The organism is Streptococcus sp. SO2, assembly GCF_030440025.1.
Window position 1 is genome coordinate 364,336 of sequence record NZ_JAQFJH010000001.1, and the last position, 22,522, is coordinate 386,857.

Below are 22,522 nucleotides of genomic sequence, written 5' to 3' on the forward strand. Positions count from 1 at the left end.
TATTTCCTTTCAACACTTCATTATAGCGTATTGTCTTGATTTTTCAAGTGCTGGCTTCAGAAATTCCCAAAATTTCACGAATTTCTGCCAGGCTGAGACTCGCACGCGACTCCGTACCATCTAAAACTTGGGAAACCAAATGTTTCTTTTGTTCTTGAAGTTCTTGGATTTTCTCTTCAATGGTTCCTTTTGTAATTAAGCGATAAACCTCTACCTTCTGCTCCTGTCCCATACGATGGGCACGTCCGATAGCCTGGGCTTCGACAGCGGGATTCCACCAAAGGTCAACCAAAATAACCGTATCAGCTCCCGTTAGATTGAGACCAACACCACCTGCCTTCAGAGAGATGAGAAAGGCGTCTCTTTCTCCCTGATTAAAGGCCTTGGTCATCTCTTGTCTGTCATGAGCAGGAGTTGAACCTGTGATTTTGAAGGAGGTCAAGCCCAAGTCTGGGAGTTCTTGCTCGATTTTTTCCAACATTCCTTTGAACTGGGAGAAAATCAAGACCCGATGCCCACCATCAGCCACTTGTAGCAATAAATCTCGGAGACTATCGAGTTTACCACTAGCTCCCTGGTAATCGTCCATGAAGAGAGCTGGCGTATCGCAGATTTGACGCAAACGCATGAGTCCAGATAAGATTTCTACCCGACTTCTCTGGAATTCTTGATCGGTCACTTGCGCTAGGCGGTCTCTCATCTGTTGCAACTGGGCTAGATAGATAGCCTTCTGTTGGTCTTCCAGTTCATTTTTATAGACGACTTCGATCAGATCAGGCAGTTCTGTAAGAACTTCTTCTTTCTTACGCCTCATGACAAAGGGCTTGATAAACTGCGCGACTCGATCAGCCGGTAATTTCATAAACTCCTTTTTACTTGGTAAGAGTCCTGGAAGCACAATTTGAAAGATAGACCACAACTCTCCTAAATGGTTTTCAATAGGCGTACCTGACAAAGCAAAGACTGCCGGCACCACAAACTGGCGCAAACTCTGAGCAATCTTGGTTTGGGCATTTTTCATGACCTGGGCTTCATCTAAGAAGAGAAAATCAAAAGCCATCTCTTGATAAAGCTCGCTGTCTTGACGAAAGGTGGCATAGCTAGTCACATAGATTTGGTGATTTTCAGAAAGAATCGCTTCTCGATTCGCTTTCAAACCATGAACGACAGCCAAATCCAACTGTGGGGCAAATTTCCTGAATTCATCTGCCCAGTTGTAGATTAAACCTGACGGCGCTAAAATCAAGACCCGACTATCTTCTGTCACCTGACTAGTCAAAAAAGCAATGGTTTGCAATGTTTTTCCCAGTCCCATATCATCGGCTAGGATGCCACCAAAGCCATAGTGATGAAGCATCTGGAGCCAACGAACACCCTTTTCCTGATAATCTCTCAAACTCGCCTGAACCTGTATATCTCCCAAAGGAAAATCCTCTGGATGAGTCAAATCATGAGCTAAATGCTGAAATTCCTCTGAGAAGGAGATCCTATCTCGACCTTCAAAAAGCTGAGAAAGGCTATAAGCCAGAGATTTTCGCGCCTGAAAAGAACCATCTTTTAGCTCAACCCCCAGTTCCTGCAAATTTTGACGAATCTGCTTGGTTTCCTCATCAAAAAAGTACACTTGGTCAGAAGAACTGATATAGAAATCCTGATTGCTGGTCAGGGCTTTAAGAGCTTGGTCAATCTCTTCTTGGGCAATCCCTTGGAAATCAAATTGAATTTCCAATAATCCTCCCTTGGACTCAATCTGAACCTGAGGAGCTTGGACGCTGTAGAGCTGATTCATCTCATCAGACAAGAAAACCTGACCCAACTTCTCAAAAGCTGGAATCGTATGGTAAAAGAAAGAATAAACCACTTCTGGCTTCAAAGCCTGTCTCCAAGACTGAAAATCAGCCTCAAAACCAGCCCCTAAACAGACTTGAAATAGCTGATTTTCCAAGACGGCATCGCTTGAAAATGGTAATTGTTCCAGCTGTTGACGACTAGTTACCTTAACATCTCCATAGTCAAACTGGATATCCAAGCGGATGCGACCGTCATCCTCCCTATCAAAGTAAAAGATTGGTGAAAAGGGTCTGATTTGCAAGCGCTCAGGAGCAGAAACTGTGCCCAGCTGTCCAAACAAAGGCAGACAGGCAGCCAGACGGTCACGATCACTGTTGTCAAACTGGAGGCATTTTCTCCCTCTTTCCTCCTGAGGAAGCTCCTTGATTTCCTTTAGGAGGCTGATTTGTTTAGGGTTTAAGAGATAAAGATTCCCCTTACGAAAGAGAACCGCTCCCCTATAGAATACGTTAACTCGCTCAGTCTCAGAAATTTCCATCTCAAAATAATCGGGATACTCCTTCACGGAAAAAGAGAAAAGGTTTGCTTCTGGATCTAAATCATGAAAGAGAAGATTTTCATAACTAGTAATGTGGTGCTCAAAATGAAAATCTTCCAAGTTCATCAGCAACTCCACTCCCTGCTCAAAAAAGGTCAGAGGGAAAAAGAGGTGACGGCCTTGATTTGGGAAAAAGAGGTCTTGACTCAGTCCCTCCTCAATCAAGCCACATAAAAAAGTAAGAACTTCTTGACTAGCTGTATCAAAAGCATCCCAAGACAAGTCATTTTCATAGTGTTTCCCAATCATATATGGCTTTCGATGGACCAAGACCTTCAAAAAGAGAGGGATGTCACGAATGACATAATATTTTTGACTATCAACTAAACCGATTCGGAGAGTCCAAAGGAGGCGATTGGTTCCAGCTTCTACCTGGCCTTGAGCCGACAAAGTGTAGATTTTCTCTCTCTTCTGAGGTTGGATACGCTCCAAAAAACTACCACCAAAACCAACCTTGGTTTCGACCTCTTCTTGCTCTTCATGTCCTTTTTCTAAGGCTTGTAAAATCACCTGGCCTTCTTCGTCGTTCTTCAGATAATGCTCGAGCGCTGCGAGGTGAACACAGTAACCTCTTTTTTGGAAAAAATCGCAAGCACAAAAAACCAGATCATCCTCTAAACTGTAGCGCAAGTCTTCTCCCGACACACGAGTATAGAGGCGATTCCCTTTTTCCTTGATGATCTCAATCTTGCCCTTCTCATAGAGGGAAACACCCTCCATGCGCAACTTCCCTGGAATCAATTTAGCCATAGTTACCCCTTTATCTTATCTTTTCATTATACCACATTTTCCCCTATGAAAATAGCCTTCTAGGAAGACTTTTCTCCTAGAAGGCTCGATTTTTAAAGGGTAGCAAAAGTGGTCACGATGCGTTGACAAACCTCTTCCAGTACTGACTTCGGCATAGCTACATTGAGACGGGCATGAAGAGTTCCTTCCTCACCAAAGTCCAAACCTCGGTTCAAGATAACCTTGGCTTCATTCTTCAAAAGCTCTTGCAAGCGGTCATCCGTTAGGTCATAGGCTGAAAAATCAAGCCAGATCAAGTAGGTACCTTGTGGTTTCATGACCTTAATCTTGGTTTCGTTGCCCAAAATATCTACTACATAGTTAATGTGGTCCTCGATGACTTCTTTCAACTCTCCTAACCAGTCCTTACCATAACGGTAGGCAGCTTCTGTCGCCAAATACCCCAAGCCTGAGATTTCATGTTGGTTATTGGCCAACTGACGTTTTTGGAAAGCCACACGAAGCTTTGGATTTTCAATAACTGCATAGGAATTCTTGGTCCCAGCAATATTAAAGGTCTTAGTGGCACTACTCAAGATAAGGGCAAAATCTTTAAAGGCGGGATCAATGGTGTTAAAAGACTGGTGTTTGCGACCAAAGAGAGCCAAATCTTGGTGAATCTCATCTGAAACCAACAAAACACCATGTTTTTGGCAGAGATGCCCAATCTTTTCTAACACTTCCTTTTCCCAAACACGTCCACCAGGATTGTGGGGATTGCAAAGGATATAAAGCTTCACATCCTCTTCTACCAATTGATTCTCCAACTGGTCAAAGTCAATCTCAAACAGCCCATCCTTTTCCACCAAAGAATTGGTAATCAATCTGCGATTGTTGAGTTTGACACTGCGGGCAAAAGGTGGATAGACCGGTGTGTTAATCAGAACCGCCTCTCCTTCTTTTGTAAAGGCTTGAATAGCTGTTGAAATAGCTGGTACCACTCCCTCTATAAAGACGAGGGCATCCTTGTCAAAGTGATACCCGTGTTGACTGGCTTCCCAGTCCTGAACCGACTCAATCAAAGCATCACTGGCATAAGTATAGCCATAGACCAACTGATCTGCGTAGGCTTGTACAGCTTGTCGAACTTCAGGCAAAACCACAAAGTCCATATCTGCTATCCAGGCTGGTAGAACTTCTCGATCAGCTTCTGCTTCTTTCCATTTATAGGTATGGTGCCCAAAACGATTGGGCAGGCTTGTAAAATCATATTTTCCCATATCTATCTTATCCTTCCAAAGCTTGGCGCAAGTCCGCAATCAAATCTCTAGCATCTTCAATCCCAATAGACAAGCGCAGGAGGTCATCTGTTAAGCCATAGGAATGACGCACTTCTGCCGGAATATCCGCATGAGTCTGAGTTGTCGGATAGGTAATCAGACTCTCTACCCCACCCAAACTTTCTGCAAATGAGAAGACCCTTAAGCTATTTAAAATATGAGGAATACGCTTTTCATCCACTACTTTAAAGGAAATCATACCCCCACGTCCAGTATAGAGCACTTCCTTGACAGCAGGTGAAGCCTTCAAAAAAGCAACCACTTCTTGGGCATTTGCTGTAGAACGCTCCATACGAAGAGGTAGAGTTTTAAGACCACGAATCAACTGATAACTATCAAATGGTGACAAGACCGCACCAGTCGTATTCAAATTGTAGAACAGTTGCTCATATAGTTCTAAACTATTAGTCACAACCACCCCAGCCAAGACATCATTATGCCCTGCTAAATACTTGGTGGCAGAATGAAGAACGATATCCGCACCATCTTCAATCGGACGTTGGTAAATCGGACTGTAGAAGGTATTGTCCACCACTACCTTGGAACCCTTGGCATGAGCTAGTTTGGCTAGTTTGGCAATATCAAATTCCAACATCAAGGGATTGGTTGGCGTTTCGATATAGAGAACATCCACATCTTTCTCTAACTCAGCAATCAACTCTTCTTCTGTATTAGCATAGGTAAAATGGAAGCGGCCTTCTTGCTCCACTTGGTTGAACCAACGGAAAGAACCCCCATACAGATCGCGCACAGCCAAGACTTTACTTCCTACTGGAAAAACACTAAAAGCCAGTACAATCGCAGCCATTCCTGAGCTCGTCGCTAGGGCATAGTCCGCTGATTCGATTGCCGCCAAGACTTCCTCCGCCTTACTGCGAGTTGGGTTTTTAGTACGGGTATAATCAAAACCAGTAGACTGGCCAAACTCTGGATGCTGATAAGTGGTTGAAAAATGAAGCGGTGTTACCAAGGCACCTGTAGCCTTATCTGACTTGATCCCAGCCTGGGCCAAAATTGTGTTGATGTGTAGTTCTTTGCTCATACAATACCTCCAAATCTATAGTAACTATTGTACCACTTATTTTCACTAACTTATTTTCTTGTTTTCAAGAGCTAGTTATAGTTTCAAACTATATAAAAACGATAGCTCCTTTAGAAACTATCGTTTTTCCTGTTGAATAGACTGGTTATTTAACGTGTTTTGCCAGTTCTTCTTGGGCTTTTTTATTTGATTCTTCTTTTTCTTTTAGCCATTTTTCTTTCGCTTTTTCATACTCATCAGCCGTTACAGTCTTATCTTGTAACTTGAGATACTTGTATGATTCGACACCCTTATTTCCAGCTTGTGAGAATGGCGATGAGAATGGAACTGTCTTTCTCAAGGTCGGTGTTCCACCCTGAGAAACGTTTGGAATAGCAAGGGCGCTATCAACGAGCCAAGCTTGAATTTCAGCATACTTTTCATAACGTTTTGCTGGTTCTTGCTCCTTGTTCGCTTCTTCTAGCATTTGAGTGTAAGTATCCAGACCAACTGCCTTAGCCTTGTCATTGACCTCACCTGGTTCTAGACCAATGTTTTGCAACATACCACCGTTATTGACATTTAAGATATCAAGATAACTTGATGGATCCAAGTAGTCCGCACTCCAACCGCCATTATAGATATCAAAGTCTTTTTGAGCTGCAGTTTGAGCTAGGTAGCTAGAGTTGTCAAAGTCATCTGTTGATAGCTGTTGGATATCGATAACCACATTCTCAGCTCCTAGAACAGATTCGATGGATTGTTTCAAAGAGCTCGCTTCAAGTACACCTTTTTTAGCTGATTGGTCAACTGTTACATCCAAGTGGATTGGGAATTGCACACCCTTAGCTTCCAATTCTTTCTTAGCTTCTGCAAATTTAGCTTTAGCTTTATCAGGATTGTAGTATGGATCTTGTGCATCTGCAAAATTGATTCCTTGCCATTCTTGGCCATAGTTGACCATCTTTTCTGAAACAACATCGCCAAAGTCTTTTCCGTTGATGCTTACAAATGTAGGAGGTACCACTAGATTACGAATAATCTTCGTTGCTCCGTCCTCCCCTTGAGATTGTGCTCCATAGGCTGTACGGTTGTATGCATAGTTGAAGGCTTGACGGAAGTTTTTATTCAGAACTGCTTCTTGGGTAGATTTCTTTTCGACATCTGAGGACTTAGAAGTGAAGTTATAAGATTTTCTGTCCAAGTTGAAGTTCAAGTAATAAGAAGTTGCATTTTGCATACTATAGATGATGTTATCCTTGTTCTTCTCTTTAATGCCTTCAAAGCTTGAGCTATTTGGATAGAGACGCGCGTAGCTATAGACTCCTTCTACAAAGTTACGTGCTAGTGCATCTTGGTCACTACCATCATAATAGGCCAATTTCACATCATCCACAAAGACATTTTTTTCATCCCAGTAGTTGGGATTTTTCTTGAATTCGATAACAGATTTTGAAACAAATGATTTCATCAAGAAAGGTCCATTGTACAAAATACTAGAAGGGTCTACCTTACCAAAGTCATCCCCTTTTGATTTTAAGAAATCTGCATTGACAGGGAAGAGAATGGTTGAAGTTGTTTTAGAATTCCAATAAGATTCTGGACGTGTCAAAGTGTACTGAACCGTTTGGTCGTCAATCGCCTTAACACCGACAGTTGAAAAGTCAGTTGTTTTACCGTTAATATAGTCATCCAAACCTACTACAGAGTCTTGAACCAGGTACAAGGCTTCGGATTTTTTATCAGCAGCATATTTCAAACCTGTCACAAAGTCTTGGGCCGTTACAGGGGCGTATTCTTCACCCTCATAAGTATACCATTTTGCATCCTTACGCAATTTGTAAGTATAGGTCAAACCGTCCTGAGAAACAGTCCAATCCTCTGCCAATGATGGAACATAGTTACCGTATTGGTCATTTTCCATCAATCCATCTACCAAATTGGTAACGATGTCGTTGGTTGTTGCACGGTTTTCAGCAAGATAGTTCAAACTAGATGGATCGCTCGAATAAACATAGTTATATGTTTTAGAAGCGCTACTTGAATTTCCACATGCGCTCAGTAAGATACCTGCGCTTAACACGACACTTGCAAGTGTCAGATACTTGGCCTTAGACTTTTTCATTTCCAGAACCTCCTGTTTAAAAGTTTTGTCTTATTATACAGCTTTAGTTTTATTTAGTCAAGCGATTTCTGAAGAAAAACTTAAAAAAGCATATTTTTTGCTCTTGATTTTAGAAAAAGTTCTCTTTTTTTAAGAAAAATGTAGTATAAAAACCTTTCTGTTAAAGAAAGGTTAAATTCATTACTTTTATTTATAAATCTTTTTACGATATTTTCAATCGTGTACGTAGTCGATCTGCTTGAGCTTTGCCAATTATCTTGTCCAAGAGTCGTGTACGTAGACTCATCAAACCATACAGACCTCCTCCAAGACCTCCGATGAGAGCCACATAAAGGAAACTCCAAAAACGTCCACTTGGTTGGAAGACAAAACCGAGTAGCCACTGCAAGAAGCCAACTAGGATAAACATGACAAGGGTCAAGATGGTAATCAAAATGGTTCGCTTCAAGATTATCTTTCGACGAGCACCCGTTACCTGGCAGATGTCACGGTACATCAGGACATTCGGAATAATCAAACCGATAGTCGTTGAAATCAAGGGACCATAGCTATGGAAAATAGCAATGGTTGGCAATTGCAAGACAATCTTAGCAATGGAACCATAGATGAAGTATAGAACTGCCTTGCGGTTTCGGAACATGGCCTGAAGCATAGGAGACAAGACCATATACAAGCCTAGGATAGTAGACTGCAAAACTGCAAAGACAAACAAGCCCATGGCCAGACTATCTGGCTTACCGTAAAAGACTGTATAAAGAGGCTCCCCTACCATGACCACTCCAACCGTTGCCGGTAGTAGAAATAAGAAGAGCATGGTGAGGCTATCTTGGACTAGGCGAGCCGCAGCTGGCAAGTCACCTTTTACATAGTTTTCCGTCAAAAGCGGCAAGCCGACACTCCCAATTGAAACTCCCACAGAGATTAAAATCATGGTAATTTTATTAGGATTGGCAGAGAAATAAGAAAACATGACAACCAAGTCTTCATTGCTGTAGTTAGTAAACCACTTCATACTATTGATAAAGCTCATCTGGTCTAAAATCTGGAAGAGCTGGATGGCTGATCCTGTCAGGATAAAGGGAATGGCTTCCTTGATCGTATCGACTAAGAGTCGCTTACTATTGATTTTATCCCGTGTTTCAAAGACTCTTTTAAGCAAACCTTCTTGGGCAAGGAAGTAGATCAAAACTGCAAAACTTGCCACCATCCCCACAAAGGCTGCAAAGGTCGATTGGGTAACTGCTGCTAGGTAGTCACCAGAACCCATCTTCATAATGAAGAAGGTTGCCATCAACATCCAGATAACACGAATCACCTGCTCAGCGATTTGACTCATAGCATAGGGTTTGAGGTTATTCATCCCTTGGAAGAAGCCTCGAATGACACTCATAGATGGGAAAATCAAGACCGCCCAAGCCAAGCTCTGCATGATGGGAATCAGGTCTTTCCCCACACCTGACAAATCTGCTAACCAGGGAGAAAAGAGATACAAGACCAAGGCAAAGACTAATCCCAAGCCCGTCATAAAGCTTAGGAAACTCCGAATCAAGGCAAAGCTATGCTCTTCTTCTCGCATGGTATTGTACTTAGCCACTTGTTTGGCGACCGCAACTGGGATACCCGCTGTCGAAATCAGCAAGAACCAGGCGTAAATATTGTAGCCCATGGTAAAGAGACCATTGGCCTTGGCAGCATAGGTCCCCATCCAGATATACCAGGGAATAATGTAGATAGCACCAAGGAGGCGACTAATAAAGTTACTAGCTGTTAGCCAAGCAGTCCCTCGCAACATCTGGGCTTGCTGGTGATTGTTTTCGTTAGACATAGCTTCCTCATTCAATTTTGATAACTAGGAAAAGTTCCTTATCTTCCATTATAAACTTTTCCTTGTTACTTGTAAAATTCAGACTTTCGGTTTACAATAGAAAGTATGATAAAGATTGAAATCGTATTAAATATTTTAAAGAAAAATGGTCTCTTCCGTGAGATTATCAATCAGGGAAGCTACTACTACAATTACAGTGATGTCGATTTTGATAGTATCAGTTACGACAGCCGTAAAGTTAAAGAGCGAAGCCTATTTTTTGTTAAGGGAGCTTCTTTCAAAAAAGAATTCCTCCTCTCCGCTATCTCACAAGGGCTGGATTGGTATATAGCTGAGCAAGACTACGAGGTCGGTATTCCTGCTATTATCGTGAACGACATTAAGAAAGCCATGAGTTTGATTGCCATGGAATTTTATGGTAATCCACAAGAGAAACTCAAAATTCTCGCCTTCACAGGAACCAAGGGGAAGACAACTGCAGCCTATTTTGCCTATAACATCTTGGCTCAACATCATCGCCCAGCTATGTTGTCTACTATGAATACAACCTTAGATGGTAAGACCTTCTTTAAGTCTGCTCTCACAACTCCTGAAAGTATCGATCTCTTTGATATGATGGCTCAAGCTGTTCATAACGGAAGAACCCATCTCATCATGGAAGTCTCCAGCCAAGCCTATCTGGTTAAGCGAGTCTACGGCCTCACTTTCGATGTAGGTGTCTTTCTTAACATCACTCCTGACCATATCGGTCCGATTGAGCATCCTAGCTTTGAAGATTACTTCTACCACAAGCGTCTCTTGATGGAAAATAGCCGAGTAGTTGTCATTAACAGCGACATGGACCACTTTTCTGTCTTGAAAGAACAAGTGGAACATCAAGATCATGACTTCTATGGTAGTAAGTCGAGTAACCAAATCGAGAACTCCAAAGCCTTTAGCTTCTCAGCTACAGGAAAACTCGCTGGCGATTATGATATCCAACTCATCGGTCACTTTAATCAAGAAAATGCCGTCGCTGCTGGACTTGCCTGCCTTCGTCTAGGTGCTAGTCTAGAGGACATCCAAAAAGGAATCGCTGCAACCCGCGTTCCTGGACGTATGGAAGTCCTCACACAGAAAAATGGTGCTAAAGTCTTCATCGACTATGCCCACAACGGGGACAGTCTGAAAAAACTCATCAATGTAGTTGAAACTCATCAGACTGGAAAAATCGCTCTGGTTCTCGGTTCGACTGGAAACAAGGGGGAGAGTCGTCGCAAAGACTTTGGTCTCCTCCTCAATCAACATCCTGAGATTCAAGTCTTTCTCACAGCTGATGACCCCAACTATGAAGATCCTATGGCGATTGCAGAGGAAATCAGTAGCTATATCAGCCATCCTGTTGAAAAGATTGCCGATCGCGAACAAGCCATCCAAGCGGCAATGGCCATCACTGACCAAGAACTCGATGCCGTGATTATTGCGGGTAAGGGTGCTGATCGCTACCAAATCGTCAATGGAGTGAAAGAATCCTACCCTGGTGACGCAGCTGTCGCAGAACGTTATCTATAAAAAAAATCAAGGGAAACATTCCCTTGATTTTTTTAGTCTTCTTTTTTAAATGAATTTTTAAGACCTTCAACGGCACCTTCTACAGCACCTTTAGCATCTTCTACAACTTCTTTTGCTTTCGCAACTGTTTTTTCTACAGCACCTTCTGCTTCAGTTTTGCTATCACCAGTAACTTTCCCAAATCCTTCTTTGATAGCACCAGTTGCTTGATCCAATTTATTTTCAAGTGACATAGTTCTGTCTCCTTTGCTTTTAATACGATAAACGTTATCGCTTACATTTAGTTTATGCTTATTCTTTAGCAAAGTCAAACAATCTGCTCAAAAGCAAACAATTAAGACAAATAGAAAATCAACCGTTCCTTGTCGAAATCAACAGCCAACTCATACTTCCCTTCTTCGTTTTGCACAATATAACCCAAGACGACTAGACTCTCAACGAAGATATCACGGCGTTTCTGCATCAGTTGATCTTTTTTGAGGAATTTTAACAAAAAAGTCGTCATATATTTGAGGGCATACTCAGGGTTAACATCTCCTAAAATATCATAGAGTTTCTTCTGTTTTTCTGTCAAAGGATATTGGTGCTTGACCTTGTAGAAATAATTAGACAGGGTCATCTTTTCTCTTGCAAAGTCCGTACCTTCGACTAAAATGGCTGCGTTGGTTTGATTGCGCAATTCTGTCTCAAAAGTCTTCTCTAACAGAGCATGATAAACTGGACTGTCCTCTCTGATAAAAATTTCTTGGTCAAGGACCAGACTGTCTATTGATTCTAGAAAAGGGAGATTAAGGCAATAGCGTTTGTTTTCCCTTAGGATCAGGCCTGCTTTTATATACTCTTCCATGAGTTTATCAACTGCTACATCTGGAAACTGGGACTTGATTTCTCGTAGAATCACATCGTCATGATGGTCCAGATAGTCGACCAAATCTATAAAAAATGGTTGTCGAGTCAAACGAGAAGGATTAAAAACCTGAATCATGAAGATTCCTTTCTTTACATTCTAAAAGAGGGGATGCTGCTAGTTGACTAGGATTGGTCCCTGGCTGATTCAGAGGCACAGGAAGTTCGAGTTTTCTGTAATATTCCCTCCAAAAATCACTAATCTCCTGCTCCCCATCACCAAATTTCATGGGAATAGTTTCAAAAATCGGTAGGATTTCAGCGATATACTGGGAGCAATAAAAGCCATTCCCATCCGGATAAAAAGAGGCATTATAGGGTGCACCTAAATGTTTGCTAGCTCTCTCCTTCACCAAGTCAGCTTCCAGCTCTGGATAGACATAAAGGTCGTAAAGATGAGTCGGTTCAAAAAAATCAGCTGGTTCTTGACAGATAACACCAACTTCACCAGTTGCATGATAAACAAAACCGTCCAAAAAGATTGCTACATGACTATAGTTCCCAGTAGAAGCCTGGATGGCCTGCCCCATATCTGAAAGGTCCTTCACAAAAATCAAATCGCCATTTTCTAACATCTTTCTCTCCTAGAAAAAAAGGAGTCGAAACCCCTTTAACTATATGGAAAACATCGTTTTCTATTTTGAAATAACACCCAAAATCTTAAGCATTAAAGCTTTCAGTCAACTGAGGCACCACTTGTTTCTTACGTGAAACAGCACCTGGAAGGAAAGCGTGGTTGTTTTCAAGTTTGAAATTGAAAGCTGCTTCCACCTTATCTATGTTTGATCCAAGAGCCAGAATTTCAGAGTTTGAGTTGACGATGTCTGTAATCATCAAGACAAAATCTGAGTAGCCGTTTGCCGCATTAGCCGCTTGCATTGCTGCTTCGATTTCTGCTTGGCGTTCCAAGACTTCAGCAATATCAACAGTATTGACTTGGGCAACACGAACCTTATTTCCATTGAGTTCAAAGGTCTTAGCATCGATATCAATCAATTCTTCAGCAGATTTACTAGCCAAGTTTGTACCAGCTTTCAACATAGCAAGACCGTACTCTTCCAAGTTGACGCCTGCTAATTCAGCCAATTCAGGCGCAATGACTTTATCAGATGGGTGAGTTGTTGGAGATTTCAAAAGAAGAGTATCTGAAATCAAACCTGAAAGCATCAAACCTGCGATTTCTTTAGGAACAGCTACACCATGCTCTTTGAACATGCGATAAACGATAGAAGACGCTGATCCAACTGGTTCCAAACGCATGTAAAGTGGGCTGGCAGTTTCAAAATTAGCCACACGGTGGTGATCCACAACTCCGTAAACTTCTACTTCAGCGATATCTGACACTGACTGTTGGAATTCATTGTGGTCAGTCAAGATGACTTGCTCTGCACCTTCTGCTTTAGCAGATGTGATGACGCGTGGTGCTTCTACACCAAAATAGTTCAAAACGAAGGCTGTTTCTTCATTAGGAGTTCCAAGTGCTACTGCTTCTGTGTCCAATCCATAAGCCTCTTTTGCAAGGTAAGCAAAGGCTACAGATGACCCGATGGCATCTGAGTCTGGATTTTGGTGACCAAATACTAGAATCTTAGACATGATAATACCTCTTTAAATTTATTCATCTTATTGTAGCACTTTTTTCCTCTTTTGACAAAAGTAAGAGGAGCCAAAAGACTCCTCCTTAGACATCAATATGGTTGACTAGATTTTTCTCTTGATTTTCAGATAAAAATCGTTCTTTCTGAGGACGTTTCTTTCGTTTGAGGAGAGCCTCGGCAGACATGGCTTCTTCCTTACTGGCAAAACCCTCTACATAGATGAGTTTGACTGGCAAGCGAGCTCGGGTATACTTGGCTCCCTTACCACTATTATGAACGGCAAGGCGCCTCTTCACATCCGTTGTATAGCCCGTATAGTAAGAACCGTCGCGACACTCCACCACATACATATAGGCCTTATGATCCATAGTAAATCTCTTGAATTTCTGGTGTATAAGAACCATCATCATTGTGAACGATGAGTGGTGGCAAGACCTTAAAGCCACTGGTCGATCCATCCTTGATAGCTTCGATTAAGAGCATATTAGCCTCCTTCTCACGTTTAGGATAGACAAATTGCAGGCGCTTGGGTGCTAAATTATGGCGTTGAAGCATGTCTAAGATATCCAAGAGCCGATCTGGACGATGAACCATGGCCAAACGGCCATTAGACTTGAGAATACTCTGAGCACTACGGCAAATTTCTTTTAGGTTAGTCGTAATTTCGTGTCTGGCCAGAAGGTAATGTTCACTCTCGTTCAGATTGGAATGCGGATCCACCTTAAAATAAGGCGGATTGCACAAAATCATATCCACCTTACTTCCCTGAATGTGGGCAGGCATATTTTTCAAATCATCACAGATGACCTGCATCTGCTCTTCCAAGCCATTCAACTGAACCGAACGCTCTGCCATATCCGCCAAGCGCTCCTGAATCTCTACAGATATTATCCGCGCCTGAGTACGTGAACTAGCAAAAAGTCCCACTGCACCATTTCCAGCACAAAAGTCCACAATTAAACCCCGTTTAGGGAAGCGAGGAAAGCGTGATAAAAGAACACTATCCACCGAATAGCTAAACACCTCTCTATTTTGGATGATTTTGATATCTGTCGAAATGAGCTGATTGATTCGCTCTCCTGGTTTTAATAATTGTTCTTCTTTCATACTTTTATTATATCAAATTATGTTAATAGCACAAATAATTTAGATAGTCGTATTTATGGCTTCTTCTTTAAATGCTCCAATGCTTCACGCGTCCAAACAGGCATCATTCGTCCAAGTGGTGCAAAACCGTGCTTGATCCGATCATTTGAAAAACGTCTCCGTCTTGGCAATTGATGTTTTTCCTCTTCCAAAGTACGGATAGAAAGACTAGCCTTCCCAGTGTATTCGTCAAAATCCACCACCTGAACTTGGACTTCATCGCCAATTTTTAAAATGTCATAGATATTTTCAATAAATCCCGTCCGAATCTCCGAGATGTGAATCAGCCCTGTCACCCCTGTCTCTAACTCAACAAAGGCACCATAGGGCTGAATTCCTGTAATACGCCCAGTTAGCTTATCACCAATTTTCATTCTAGTCCTCAATTTCAATCGTTTCAATTACTACATCTTCAACTGGTTTATCCATTGCACCAGTCTCAACAGCTGCAATGGCATCCAAGACCGCAAACGATTCTGCGTCTACCAATTGCCCAAAAACAGTATGGCGGCGGTCAAGGTGAGGAGTTCCACCTTGTTCTGCATAGATCTCAGCGATTGGTTCAGGCCAGCCACCACGCGCAATCTCTTTCTTAGAATATGGCAAATGTTGGTTTTGCACGATAAAGAACTGGCTACCATTGGTATTTGGACCCGCATTGGCCATAGAAAGGGCTCCACGGATATTATAAAGTTCTTCAGAAAATTCATCTTCAAAAGAGTCACCATAGATTGACTCACCACCCATACCAGTACCAGTTGGGTCTCCACCTTGGATCATAAAGTCCTTGATAATACGATGGAAAATCACACCATCATAGTAACCGTCTTTTGACAGAGCAACAAAGTTGGCCACTGTTTTAGGAGCATGTTCAGGGAAGAGCTTGATACGCAAGTCTCCGTGATTGGTCTTAATGGTCGCAAGAGGACCTTCTACTGTTTCAATGTCTACTTGTGGGAAATGCAATTCTTTTTCTACCATACCAAATCCTTCTAAGGCATCAAAAATGCCATCTTCTTCTACTGTTTTTGTAATATAATCTGCTTTTTCTTTGATTTTATCATGGGAAACACCCATAGCAATACTGATTCCAGCATAATCAAAGAGTTCCAAGTCATTGAGACCATCCCCAAAGACCATAACATTCTCTGGTTTCAAGCCTAAATGGTCCACCACCGTGGCTACACCTGTGGCTTTGGATCCTGAAATAGGCACGATATCAGATGAATGTTCATGCCAACGCACCATGCGAAGTTTACCTGAGAGACTATCTGGTAGGTGCAAGTCATCCCCCTTATCCTCAAAGGTCCACATCTGGTATATATCTGCTTTTTCATGAAAGTCAGAATCCACACCCAGGTTCGGATAAATCGGATCAATCGCCTCACTGATCAGTTCTGTTCGCGTGGAGAGTTTAGCGTCATGACTACCAACCAGGCCGTATTCAATTCCCTCTTCCTTCGTCCAAGAGATATACTCCTCAACATCTGACTTCTCAATCTGATGTTGATAAATGACCTGGCCTTTTTTATCTTCGATATAGGCCCCATTCAGGGTTACAAAAAAGTCCGGCTTGAGCTCACGAATCTCTGGAACGACACCAAAAATGCCACGACCAGAGGCAATTCCTGTTAAGATTCCTTTTTCACGTAACTGTTTAAAAACAGTGGGAATTGTAGCCGGAATAAAACCTGTCTTTGACGTACGCAAGGTATCATCAATATCAAAAAAGACGATTTTAATCTTTTTTGCCTTGTATTTTAATTTCGCATCCATCTCTCTACCTCTTTTCCATCACTCTTTCCATTATACCATAAAGCTGATGAAATTCCTTTTTTGAAAAAAGATGAAAATCCTATCAAAAAGAGAGCCAGTATAACTAGCCCTCTCTTTTCATCCTAGAACATCTCTAGAGCAATCATGGTAATCATCGTTGCATCATAGTAGTTGTCCAAAGGTAAATCTTGTGTGAAAATGTATTTATTTTGCTGAAGAAGTTTCAGATAACCTTCTCCCTTGTCGGATGCATAGGTAATCGGTGCCAAGAAACTACCTGCCTGGTATTGATTGAGGGCCGTTCCGTTCAAGTCATAACCAGCATAAATGCGTTGCTCTTTCATAAAGAAATCCATCATCTTTTGAACGAGTTTTTGGCTTCTTTCATCCTGGCTCTGTGGCAGGTGATAAGGCAAACGACAAGCATTATAAGAATACGCTCCATCGTATTGAGATTCGATAGTGTTGGCATCAACAAGACGTGCCCCTGACTTCTCAGCCCAGATAAAGTCTGGCAAGAGACCCGTATCAGAATGAGAACTGATTTGCTCCAATTGCCCAAGCATCTTATCCTTAACATCTAACCACTGTTTATTTCCAGTCAGGTCATAGAAAGACTGGAAATAGTGAGGAAGAGTATCGGACGTCCGCATCAAGTAATAATAATCGGAATCCTTGTTTGCCCAGTTCCCTACTGTCAGGACACCAGTTTCCTCGTTGTAATTGTATTTAAGGATATCATCCAAGATTTTTTTAGCTTGCGCTTGGTATTCCTGTGCTTTATCTGGCCACTGCTTGGCAGCTTCAATTAAAGAATAAGCGATGTAGAGATCCCCATCAGTTGCGTTCTGCTTCTCAACCGTTTCACTACCATTTGTGATCACTTGCTTCCAAGACATCAACTGCGTTCCCTCGATACGATGATTTTGGTAATAGCGATAAAGGCTTTCATAATCTGCTTGACTTGCTTGCCCTTTTTGGGCTGCTAAAACCGTTATGAGCATGCCGTAACTCTGGGCTTCTGATAGAACTGTTGTTTCTTCAGAATCATTTGTCGTACGAACATAAGACTGATCGCCTTTTGTAACGAGAAACTGTTGGCTCCATTGGCTGTAAATTCGATTACGCATCTCAATTTTAGTCCTTCCTCTTGCTAAAAACAAGGCTAAACAAAAGATAGAAAGGATGAGCACAAACCAGACATATTTTAATTTATTCGTTTTCATAGAACCTCCTATCCTGCAAATCGTTTGGTTTTAACCCACTTGGTTTCTTTTCGTCGGAGTACTTTATCCAGCACGATTGAAGAAATGGAATCAATGGAAACAACGATAAACATCTGTGCATAAGTGAAATAGGCAGCCAAAGCCAACCAGATTTGTTTAGTCGTCGCTTGTCCAAACTGACTTGCCAATGCTGTCATAATTTGCATCAAATAAAGACCAATCATGAGTATCCAGTTGAAGAGCATAAGCTGGGCGATGTAGATATTGTCCGCATCAAAAGCGAACGGAACCCTGACATCTGGGAAGAAAAGATTAAGGCAGATCGCTAGCACATTCGCTAGGAAAATCAAATCCGATAGGACAATGGCAAAGTTAAACCAAAAGAAGACACATGAATAGTTAAAGACCTCTAGTTTGACACGCCAGTTTGCTCTGTCAAATAAATGCTTAAAGTTTGAGAGAACAACTTCGTAGTTTCCTTTAGCCCAACGTTTTCGTTGCATATAGTAACTCTTTAAAGTCTCAGGTTCTTGTTGGAAAGCCTCTGAGTTATAAGCAAGGGCGATCAATTTACCACTCTGCATGATTTTGAAGGAAATATCGGTATCCTCAGTTAAGGCACCATTTTTCCAACCACCGATACTCTTTACAAAGTCGGTTTGAATGATAAAGTTGGTTCCTGGGATACGCCCAATTTTAAAGAGATGCCACATCCCAACGTGGTGCACGCGCTGAGTAACAACGATCTCTTGGTTGATACAACGAGTCAAGAAATTTTGGTTGGCGTTTCGAGTCTTGTTGCGGCCAAAAGATGCCACATGACGTTCTGGATCCTTCATAACTTCTTTGACAAGGAAATAAAGAGCATTTTTTTCAGGCATGGCATCTGCATCATAAACACAGATGTATTCGCCTGTTGCCATCTCCAAAGCATCGTTTAGAACGCCCGCTTTTCCTCCCGTACCAGTACGGTCGATAATGGTTAGATTTCTTCCTGCATATTCAGGCATGGCTTGTACAGACAAACATTCTGCATAGGTGTTATCCGAACAGTTATCCGCAAACAAGAGCAACTCCACACGGTCGTGAGGATAGTTCATATCCAAGATAGCTTTTGCCGTTTGGGCAATAACCACATCCTCATTATGGGCAGGAACAACAATCGTTACCTTAGGATAATAAGGTAGAGGCGAAGTGTCTACACGAAAATCACTGTGTTTAAACCAAAAGTGTACTGCCGAAAAGAGAATTACCAAGCCCCATGCTAGAGAAATCCAAATTGTAAGCAAGGTAAAAATCATTAACATTTGACTAATCATGATTCACCGCCTTAAAATTTTTGTTTACTCGATGGTAAAGAATATTGTATGCAATAAATAGTATGATAAAACAAATGCCAAAGGCGAGACTGAGTCCCAAAGCAATACCAAAAAATAGTTCGGTTAAAGTCATGTTCCCCTCCTAATATTCCACAATTACATCTGTCTCTAGTTGACGTTTGAGATGACTGGCGACATCCGCGTAGTCTTGGTATTTATCTTTATTATCAGAGTTAATCACCAAATAGCCTGTTTGGAACTGAATTCCTTGATTGCCATCTTCTCCATGAAAAACTAAACTGCTCAGTTTCTCCTGCAAACCATTCAAATAAAGTTCCTTCAAAGAATGTTGGTTAGTACTCGATAGAACGAGAAAATTACCATCCGAAACATAATAAAGCTTATCATTGTAACTCAATTCCTGAGCAATCACCTCTTGAATGCGACTGAGCATCTGGTTATGTTCTTTCGGTTTAATCTGGAAGAACAAATCTTCATGTGACCAATGAATCAATAAGGACTGTACCATCACATCACTTTGTTCAGTGACCATCGCTTGGTAATCTACTCGAGCTTCGTCTTCCTGTTCTTGTACCTTTGAGGCCACCTTGAAGAAATAATAACGAACTTTAAGTAGAATCCCAATCAAAAGTGGAAAACTGATCAATAAGAAGACCAGTTGCATGATTGGGATATAAACCACACCCGCAACCAAAACGATAAGTCCAAAACCAAATGCTAAGATAAGAGTCCAAGTAAGCAAAAGGTCAGATAATACCAACACGGCAAACAAGGCTAAAGCCAAAAACAAGATTTGTTCTAAAATGATTGCTCGAGCATACAAAAAACAAAGCACCAAAAGAATGACCTCACAAGCAAGCAAAGCCATAAGCCAGTTTTTAAATTGACTCCAATTTTTCATTTTATCTTATTTCCCCCCTTTGAATTCAGACACAGAAGTCGCTGCCCCAAAGTACTGTTGAATGGATTGTACGATTCGTTCAGAGGCTCTTCCATCTCCATAAGGATTTGGTGCCTGAGACATTTGTCTATAAAGAGTTTCATCTGTTAAGAGTGCTACCATCGCTTCTTTCACACGTACTGGATCCGTACCAACTAGCTTCAAGGTTCCTGCACGAACACCTTCTGGACGTTCCGTCGTATCGCGAAGGACAAGAACAGGTTTGCCGAGAGAAGGCGCCTCTTCCTGAACTCCGCCAGAGTCAGTCATGATAAAATAGCTTCTTGAAGCCAAATTATGAAAATCAAGTACATCTAAAGGCTCGATCAAGTGAATACGATCGTGACCAGCTAAGATATCTTTTGCTGCTTCTTGCACAGCAGGGCTAAGGTGAACAGGATAAACAACTTCAATTTCCTGATGAAGATCGACCATCTCACGTAAAGCTGCAAAGACATTTCTCATTGGTTGACCTTGATTCTCACGACGGTGCATGGTTACCAATACAAGTTTCTTATCTGGATCCAATTGATCTAGAACTTCATGATAGTAATCCGATTGAACGGTTAGTTTCAATGCATCAATGGCTGTATTTCCCGTAATGACAATAGCAGACTCAGGGTGATTTTCCTTGAGGAGATTTTCTTTACTCTCACTAGTTGGAGCAAAATAGAGATCCGCAAGATTATCTGTCATCTGACGGTTCATTTCTTCTGGGAAAGGAGAATACTTATCAAAGGTCCTTAGCCCGGCTTCAACGTGGCCGATACGTACCTGATTATAGAAAGCAACTAAACTTGCTGCAAAAGTTGTTGTTGTATCTCCATGAACAAGAATTATATCTGGAAGTTCTTGCTTAACAACTGGATCAAACTTTTCTAAAATTTTTCCAGTAATATCTAAGAGGGATTGATTTTTCCCCATAATATCCAGGTCATAATGTGGCTCGATGCTAAAAGTTTCAAGAACTTGATCAAGCATTTGACGGTGCTGAGCTGTCACAACTGTAATCGTCTCAATGCTGTCACTATGTTTTTGCAATTCTAACACTAAAGGGGCCATTTTAATAGCTTCTGGTCGTGTTCCAAAAACAACCATCACTTTCAGTTTCTTCATTACGCTATCCTTCTACTATAATAAAATTTGACACATCAGATTAATCTTTATATCGAATTATTGCGCAAATCAATTAATTTGATTATCTTAATTATTTTACCGTCAATTAATTTATATGTCAAATTTTTTCCAAATTATATTATTGCATTTAATTTAATTTTAACAATTTGTAACCTTTTTGTAACAATATTATTTACAACCTTTAAAAAGCCTTATTTTAGGAAATTTTAAGACTTTTCAAAAGAATCCGTATTTAAAAAAACTAAACCTTATATGTTTTTTTTGATATTTATTTTTATCTTGATAATTCAAACAATTATATTTTACCACTTTGAGGAATAAATCAAACAATTTCAAACAAAAAATCCCTTTTTCGAATGAAAAAGGGACTGTGATTGTTTACTATATTTAAAATTTAAACCTTATAAAATTTGTCTTAAAACAAATTTTTTGACAGATATAAAACAAGGTCACCGATATCTTCACAAACTGCATTCATGGCCGGTTGATGGTTCTGATACCAAACACCCGTCCCATCTGGAATATAGCCTCGTTTGATGTACAATCTCTGGGCAGGTCCATACCCTGAATGGAGCCCAACACCAAGGGTCACCTTATCCGATATGAGCCTAACTTGTTTTTCTGCTTCTTCCAGCAAGAGATTTCCAATACCTTGATTTTGAAAGGGCTCGAAGACATTGAAGTCTGAAAGTTCTGGAGCCATTCCAGCAAAGGGACCCTGCTTAGCATCGGGTAAAATCGTAATGTAACCCGCTACAGCACCCTCAACCTCTGCAACTAAGACTTCTCTCTCCTCACTTTCTTGCTCCTTAAAGTATTGAGTTAAAATCTCCTCTCTACTTGGCCAACCTTGGCTGATAAATCCTCGAGATAGTTCTTGTATGTCAGATTCTTGCATTTTTCTAATTGAACATGTCGTCTTCATAAGCTGCTCCTTTATAGCTTTCTCCTACCATTATAGCACGATAATAAAGATTAAAAGAAAAAACCTAGTAAGACAAAAGAATCTTACTAGGTCAACAGGGAATCCTTTCTAACAAAATCCTATAAAATCTGAAAAAGAGGTCCACTAGACCTCAATTCGCTCTCTCATTTCCATGCTCGTAAAAAAAGACCCACCCGGGTCTTAATTCGCTTTCTTATTTTCAAGCTCATGAAAAAGAGGTCCACTGGACCTCAACTCGCTCTCTCATTTCCATGCTCGTGAAAAAAAGACCCGTAAGGGTCTTTTCTTTAATCTTCGTTTACGAAAGGCATCAAAGCCATTACGCGTGCGCGTTTGATAGCTGTTGTTACTTTACGTTGGTTTTTAGCTGAAGTTCCTGTTACACGACGAGGAAGGATTTTCCCACGTTCTGAAACGAAACGGCTAAGAAGCTCAGTATCTTTGTAATCAACATATTCAATTTTGTTTGCTGCGATGTAATCAACTTTTTTACGGCGTTTGAATCCGCCACGACGTTGTTGAGCCAT

20 protein-coding genes are annotated in these 22,522 nt (G+C 41.2%); 1 reads left to right on the top strand and 19 read right to left on the bottom strand.

Features of this window, described 5'->3' with window-relative positions:
* Nucleotides 1-43 precede the first annotated feature (43 nt).
* The 5 genes from PCY17_RS01740 to PCY17_RS01760 form a co-directional block, all read right to left on the bottom strand.
* Nucleotides 44-3,139, bottom strand: coding sequence for a DEAD/DEAH box helicase (locus tag PCY17_RS01740; protein WP_125384957.1), 3,096 nt, complete (start codon nt 3,137-3,139; stop codon nt 44-46).
* A gap of 92 nt (nt 3,140-3,231) precedes the next feature.
* Entirely contained in the window at nt 3,232-4,398 is a 1,167-nt protein-coding gene (locus tag PCY17_RS01745; RefSeq protein WP_000521333.1) for a MalY/PatB family protein, read from the bottom strand.
* Between the two features lie 7 nt (nt 4,399-4,405).
* Nucleotides 4,406-5,500 carry a cystathionine gamma-synthase gene (locus PCY17_RS01750; protein ID WP_000031980.1) on the bottom strand — a complete coding sequence of 365 codons (1,095 nt, stop codon included), beginning with the start codon at nt 5,498-5,500 and terminating at the stop codon, nt 4,406-4,408.
* 145 nt (nt 5,501-5,645) lie between these two features.
* A complete protein-coding gene (locus tag PCY17_RS01755) occupies nt 5,646-7,604 on the bottom strand; it encodes a peptide ABC transporter substrate-binding protein (protein WP_000748539.1) in 1,959 nt (652 codons plus the stop codon).
* A gap of 202 nt (nt 7,605-7,806) precedes the next feature.
* Nucleotides 7,807-9,429, bottom strand: a complete 1,623-nt coding sequence (locus PCY17_RS01760) for a polysaccharide biosynthesis protein (RefSeq protein ID WP_096753459.1) — start codon at nt 9,427-9,429, stop codon at nt 7,807-7,809.
* A 105-nt stretch (nt 9,430-9,534) separates the two neighbouring features.
* Between PCY17_RS01760 and PCY17_RS01765 the strand changes: the two genes are divergently transcribed.
* On the top strand, nt 9,535-10,980 hold the full coding sequence (locus PCY17_RS01765; RefSeq protein ID WP_301391077.1) for a UDP-N-acetylmuramoyl-L-alanyl-D-glutamate--L-lysine ligase: 1,446 nt from the start codon (nt 9,535-9,537) through the stop codon (nt 10,978-10,980).
* A 32-nt stretch (nt 10,981-11,012) separates the two neighbouring features.
* On the opposite strand, the gene PCY17_RS01770 is transcribed toward PCY17_RS01765, so the two are convergent.
* The 14 genes from PCY17_RS01770 to rpsR form a co-directional block, all read right to left on the bottom strand.
* Nucleotides 11,013-11,213, bottom strand: a complete 201-nt coding sequence (locus PCY17_RS01770; RefSeq protein WP_000051178.1) for a CsbD family protein — start codon at nt 11,211-11,213, stop codon at nt 11,013-11,015.
* 101 nt (nt 11,214-11,314) lie between these two features.
* The gene (locus PCY17_RS01775) at nt 11,315-11,965 is read right to left on the bottom strand and encodes a DUF1803 domain-containing protein (RefSeq protein WP_049479207.1); all 651 of its coding nucleotides are present in this window, start codon (nt 11,963-11,965) and stop codon (nt 11,315-11,317) included.
* On the bottom strand, nt 11,949-12,461 hold the full coding sequence (locus tag PCY17_RS01780; protein ID WP_049479208.1) for a YiiX/YebB-like N1pC/P60 family cysteine hydrolase: 513 nt from the start codon (nt 12,459-12,461) through the stop codon (nt 11,949-11,951). The genes PCY17_RS01775 and PCY17_RS01780 overlap by 17 nt, the downstream gene beginning before the upstream one ends.
* An 85-nt stretch (nt 12,462-12,546) precedes the next feature.
* Nucleotides 12,547-13,482, bottom strand: coding sequence for a manganese-dependent inorganic pyrophosphatase (locus PCY17_RS01785; RefSeq protein ID WP_084940516.1), 936 nt, complete (start codon nt 13,480-13,482; stop codon nt 12,547-12,549).
* An 85-nt stretch (nt 13,483-13,567) separates the two neighbouring features.
* Nucleotides 13,568-13,852 (bottom strand): GIY-YIG nuclease family protein, encoded by a 285-nt coding sequence (locus PCY17_RS01790; RefSeq protein ID WP_000349631.1) that lies wholly within the window; start codon nt 13,850-13,852, stop codon nt 13,568-13,570.
* The gene (locus PCY17_RS01795) at nt 13,842-14,591 is read right to left on the bottom strand and encodes a tRNA1(Val) (adenine(37)-N6)-methyltransferase (protein ID WP_084944189.1); all 750 of its coding nucleotides are present in this window, start codon (nt 14,589-14,591) and stop codon (nt 13,842-13,844) included. The genes PCY17_RS01790 and PCY17_RS01795 overlap by 11 nt, the downstream gene beginning before the upstream one ends.
* 53 nt (nt 14,592-14,644) lie before the next feature.
* The gene (locus PCY17_RS01800; protein ID WP_000689619.1) at nt 14,645-15,004 is read right to left on the bottom strand and encodes a S1 RNA-binding domain-containing protein; all 360 of its coding nucleotides are present in this window, start codon (nt 15,002-15,004) and stop codon (nt 14,645-14,647) included.
* 1 nt (nt 15,005) lies between these two features.
* The gene (locus tag PCY17_RS01805; protein ID WP_301391079.1) at nt 15,006-16,406 is read right to left on the bottom strand and encodes a bifunctional Cof-type HAD-IIB family hydrolase/peptidylprolyl isomerase; all 1,401 of its coding nucleotides are present in this window, start codon (nt 16,404-16,406) and stop codon (nt 15,006-15,008) included.
* A gap of 122 nt (nt 16,407-16,528) precedes the next feature.
* Entirely contained in the window at nt 16,529-17,632 is a 1,104-nt protein-coding gene (locus tag PCY17_RS01810) for a glycosyl hydrolase family 8 (RefSeq protein ID WP_301391080.1), read from the bottom strand.
* A gap of 8 nt (nt 17,633-17,640) precedes the next feature.
* Nucleotides 17,641-18,951, bottom strand: coding sequence for a glycosyltransferase (locus tag PCY17_RS01815; RefSeq protein WP_084944186.1), 1,311 nt, complete (start codon nt 18,949-18,951; stop codon nt 17,641-17,643).
* Nucleotides 18,952-19,093: 142 nt separating this feature from the next.
* Nucleotides 19,094-19,873, bottom strand: coding sequence for a hypothetical protein (locus tag PCY17_RS01820; protein WP_070568535.1), 780 nt, complete (start codon nt 19,871-19,873; stop codon nt 19,094-19,096).
* 6 nt (nt 19,874-19,879) lie between these two features.
* The gene (gene wecB / locus PCY17_RS01825; RefSeq protein ID WP_301391081.1) at nt 19,880-21,028 is read right to left on the bottom strand and encodes a non-hydrolyzing UDP-N-acetylglucosamine 2-epimerase; all 1,149 of its coding nucleotides are present in this window, start codon (nt 21,026-21,028) and stop codon (nt 19,880-19,882) included.
* Nucleotides 21,029-21,464: 436 nt separating this feature from the next.
* Nucleotides 21,465-21,974, bottom strand: a complete 510-nt coding sequence (locus PCY17_RS01830; protein WP_301391082.1) for a GNAT family N-acetyltransferase — start codon at nt 21,972-21,974, stop codon at nt 21,465-21,467.
* Nucleotides 21,975-22,282: 308 nt separating this feature from the next.
* On the bottom strand, nt 22,283-22,522 hold the full coding sequence (gene rpsR / locus PCY17_RS01835) for a 30S ribosomal protein S18 (RefSeq protein WP_000068664.1): 240 nt from the start codon (nt 22,520-22,522) through the stop codon (nt 22,283-22,285).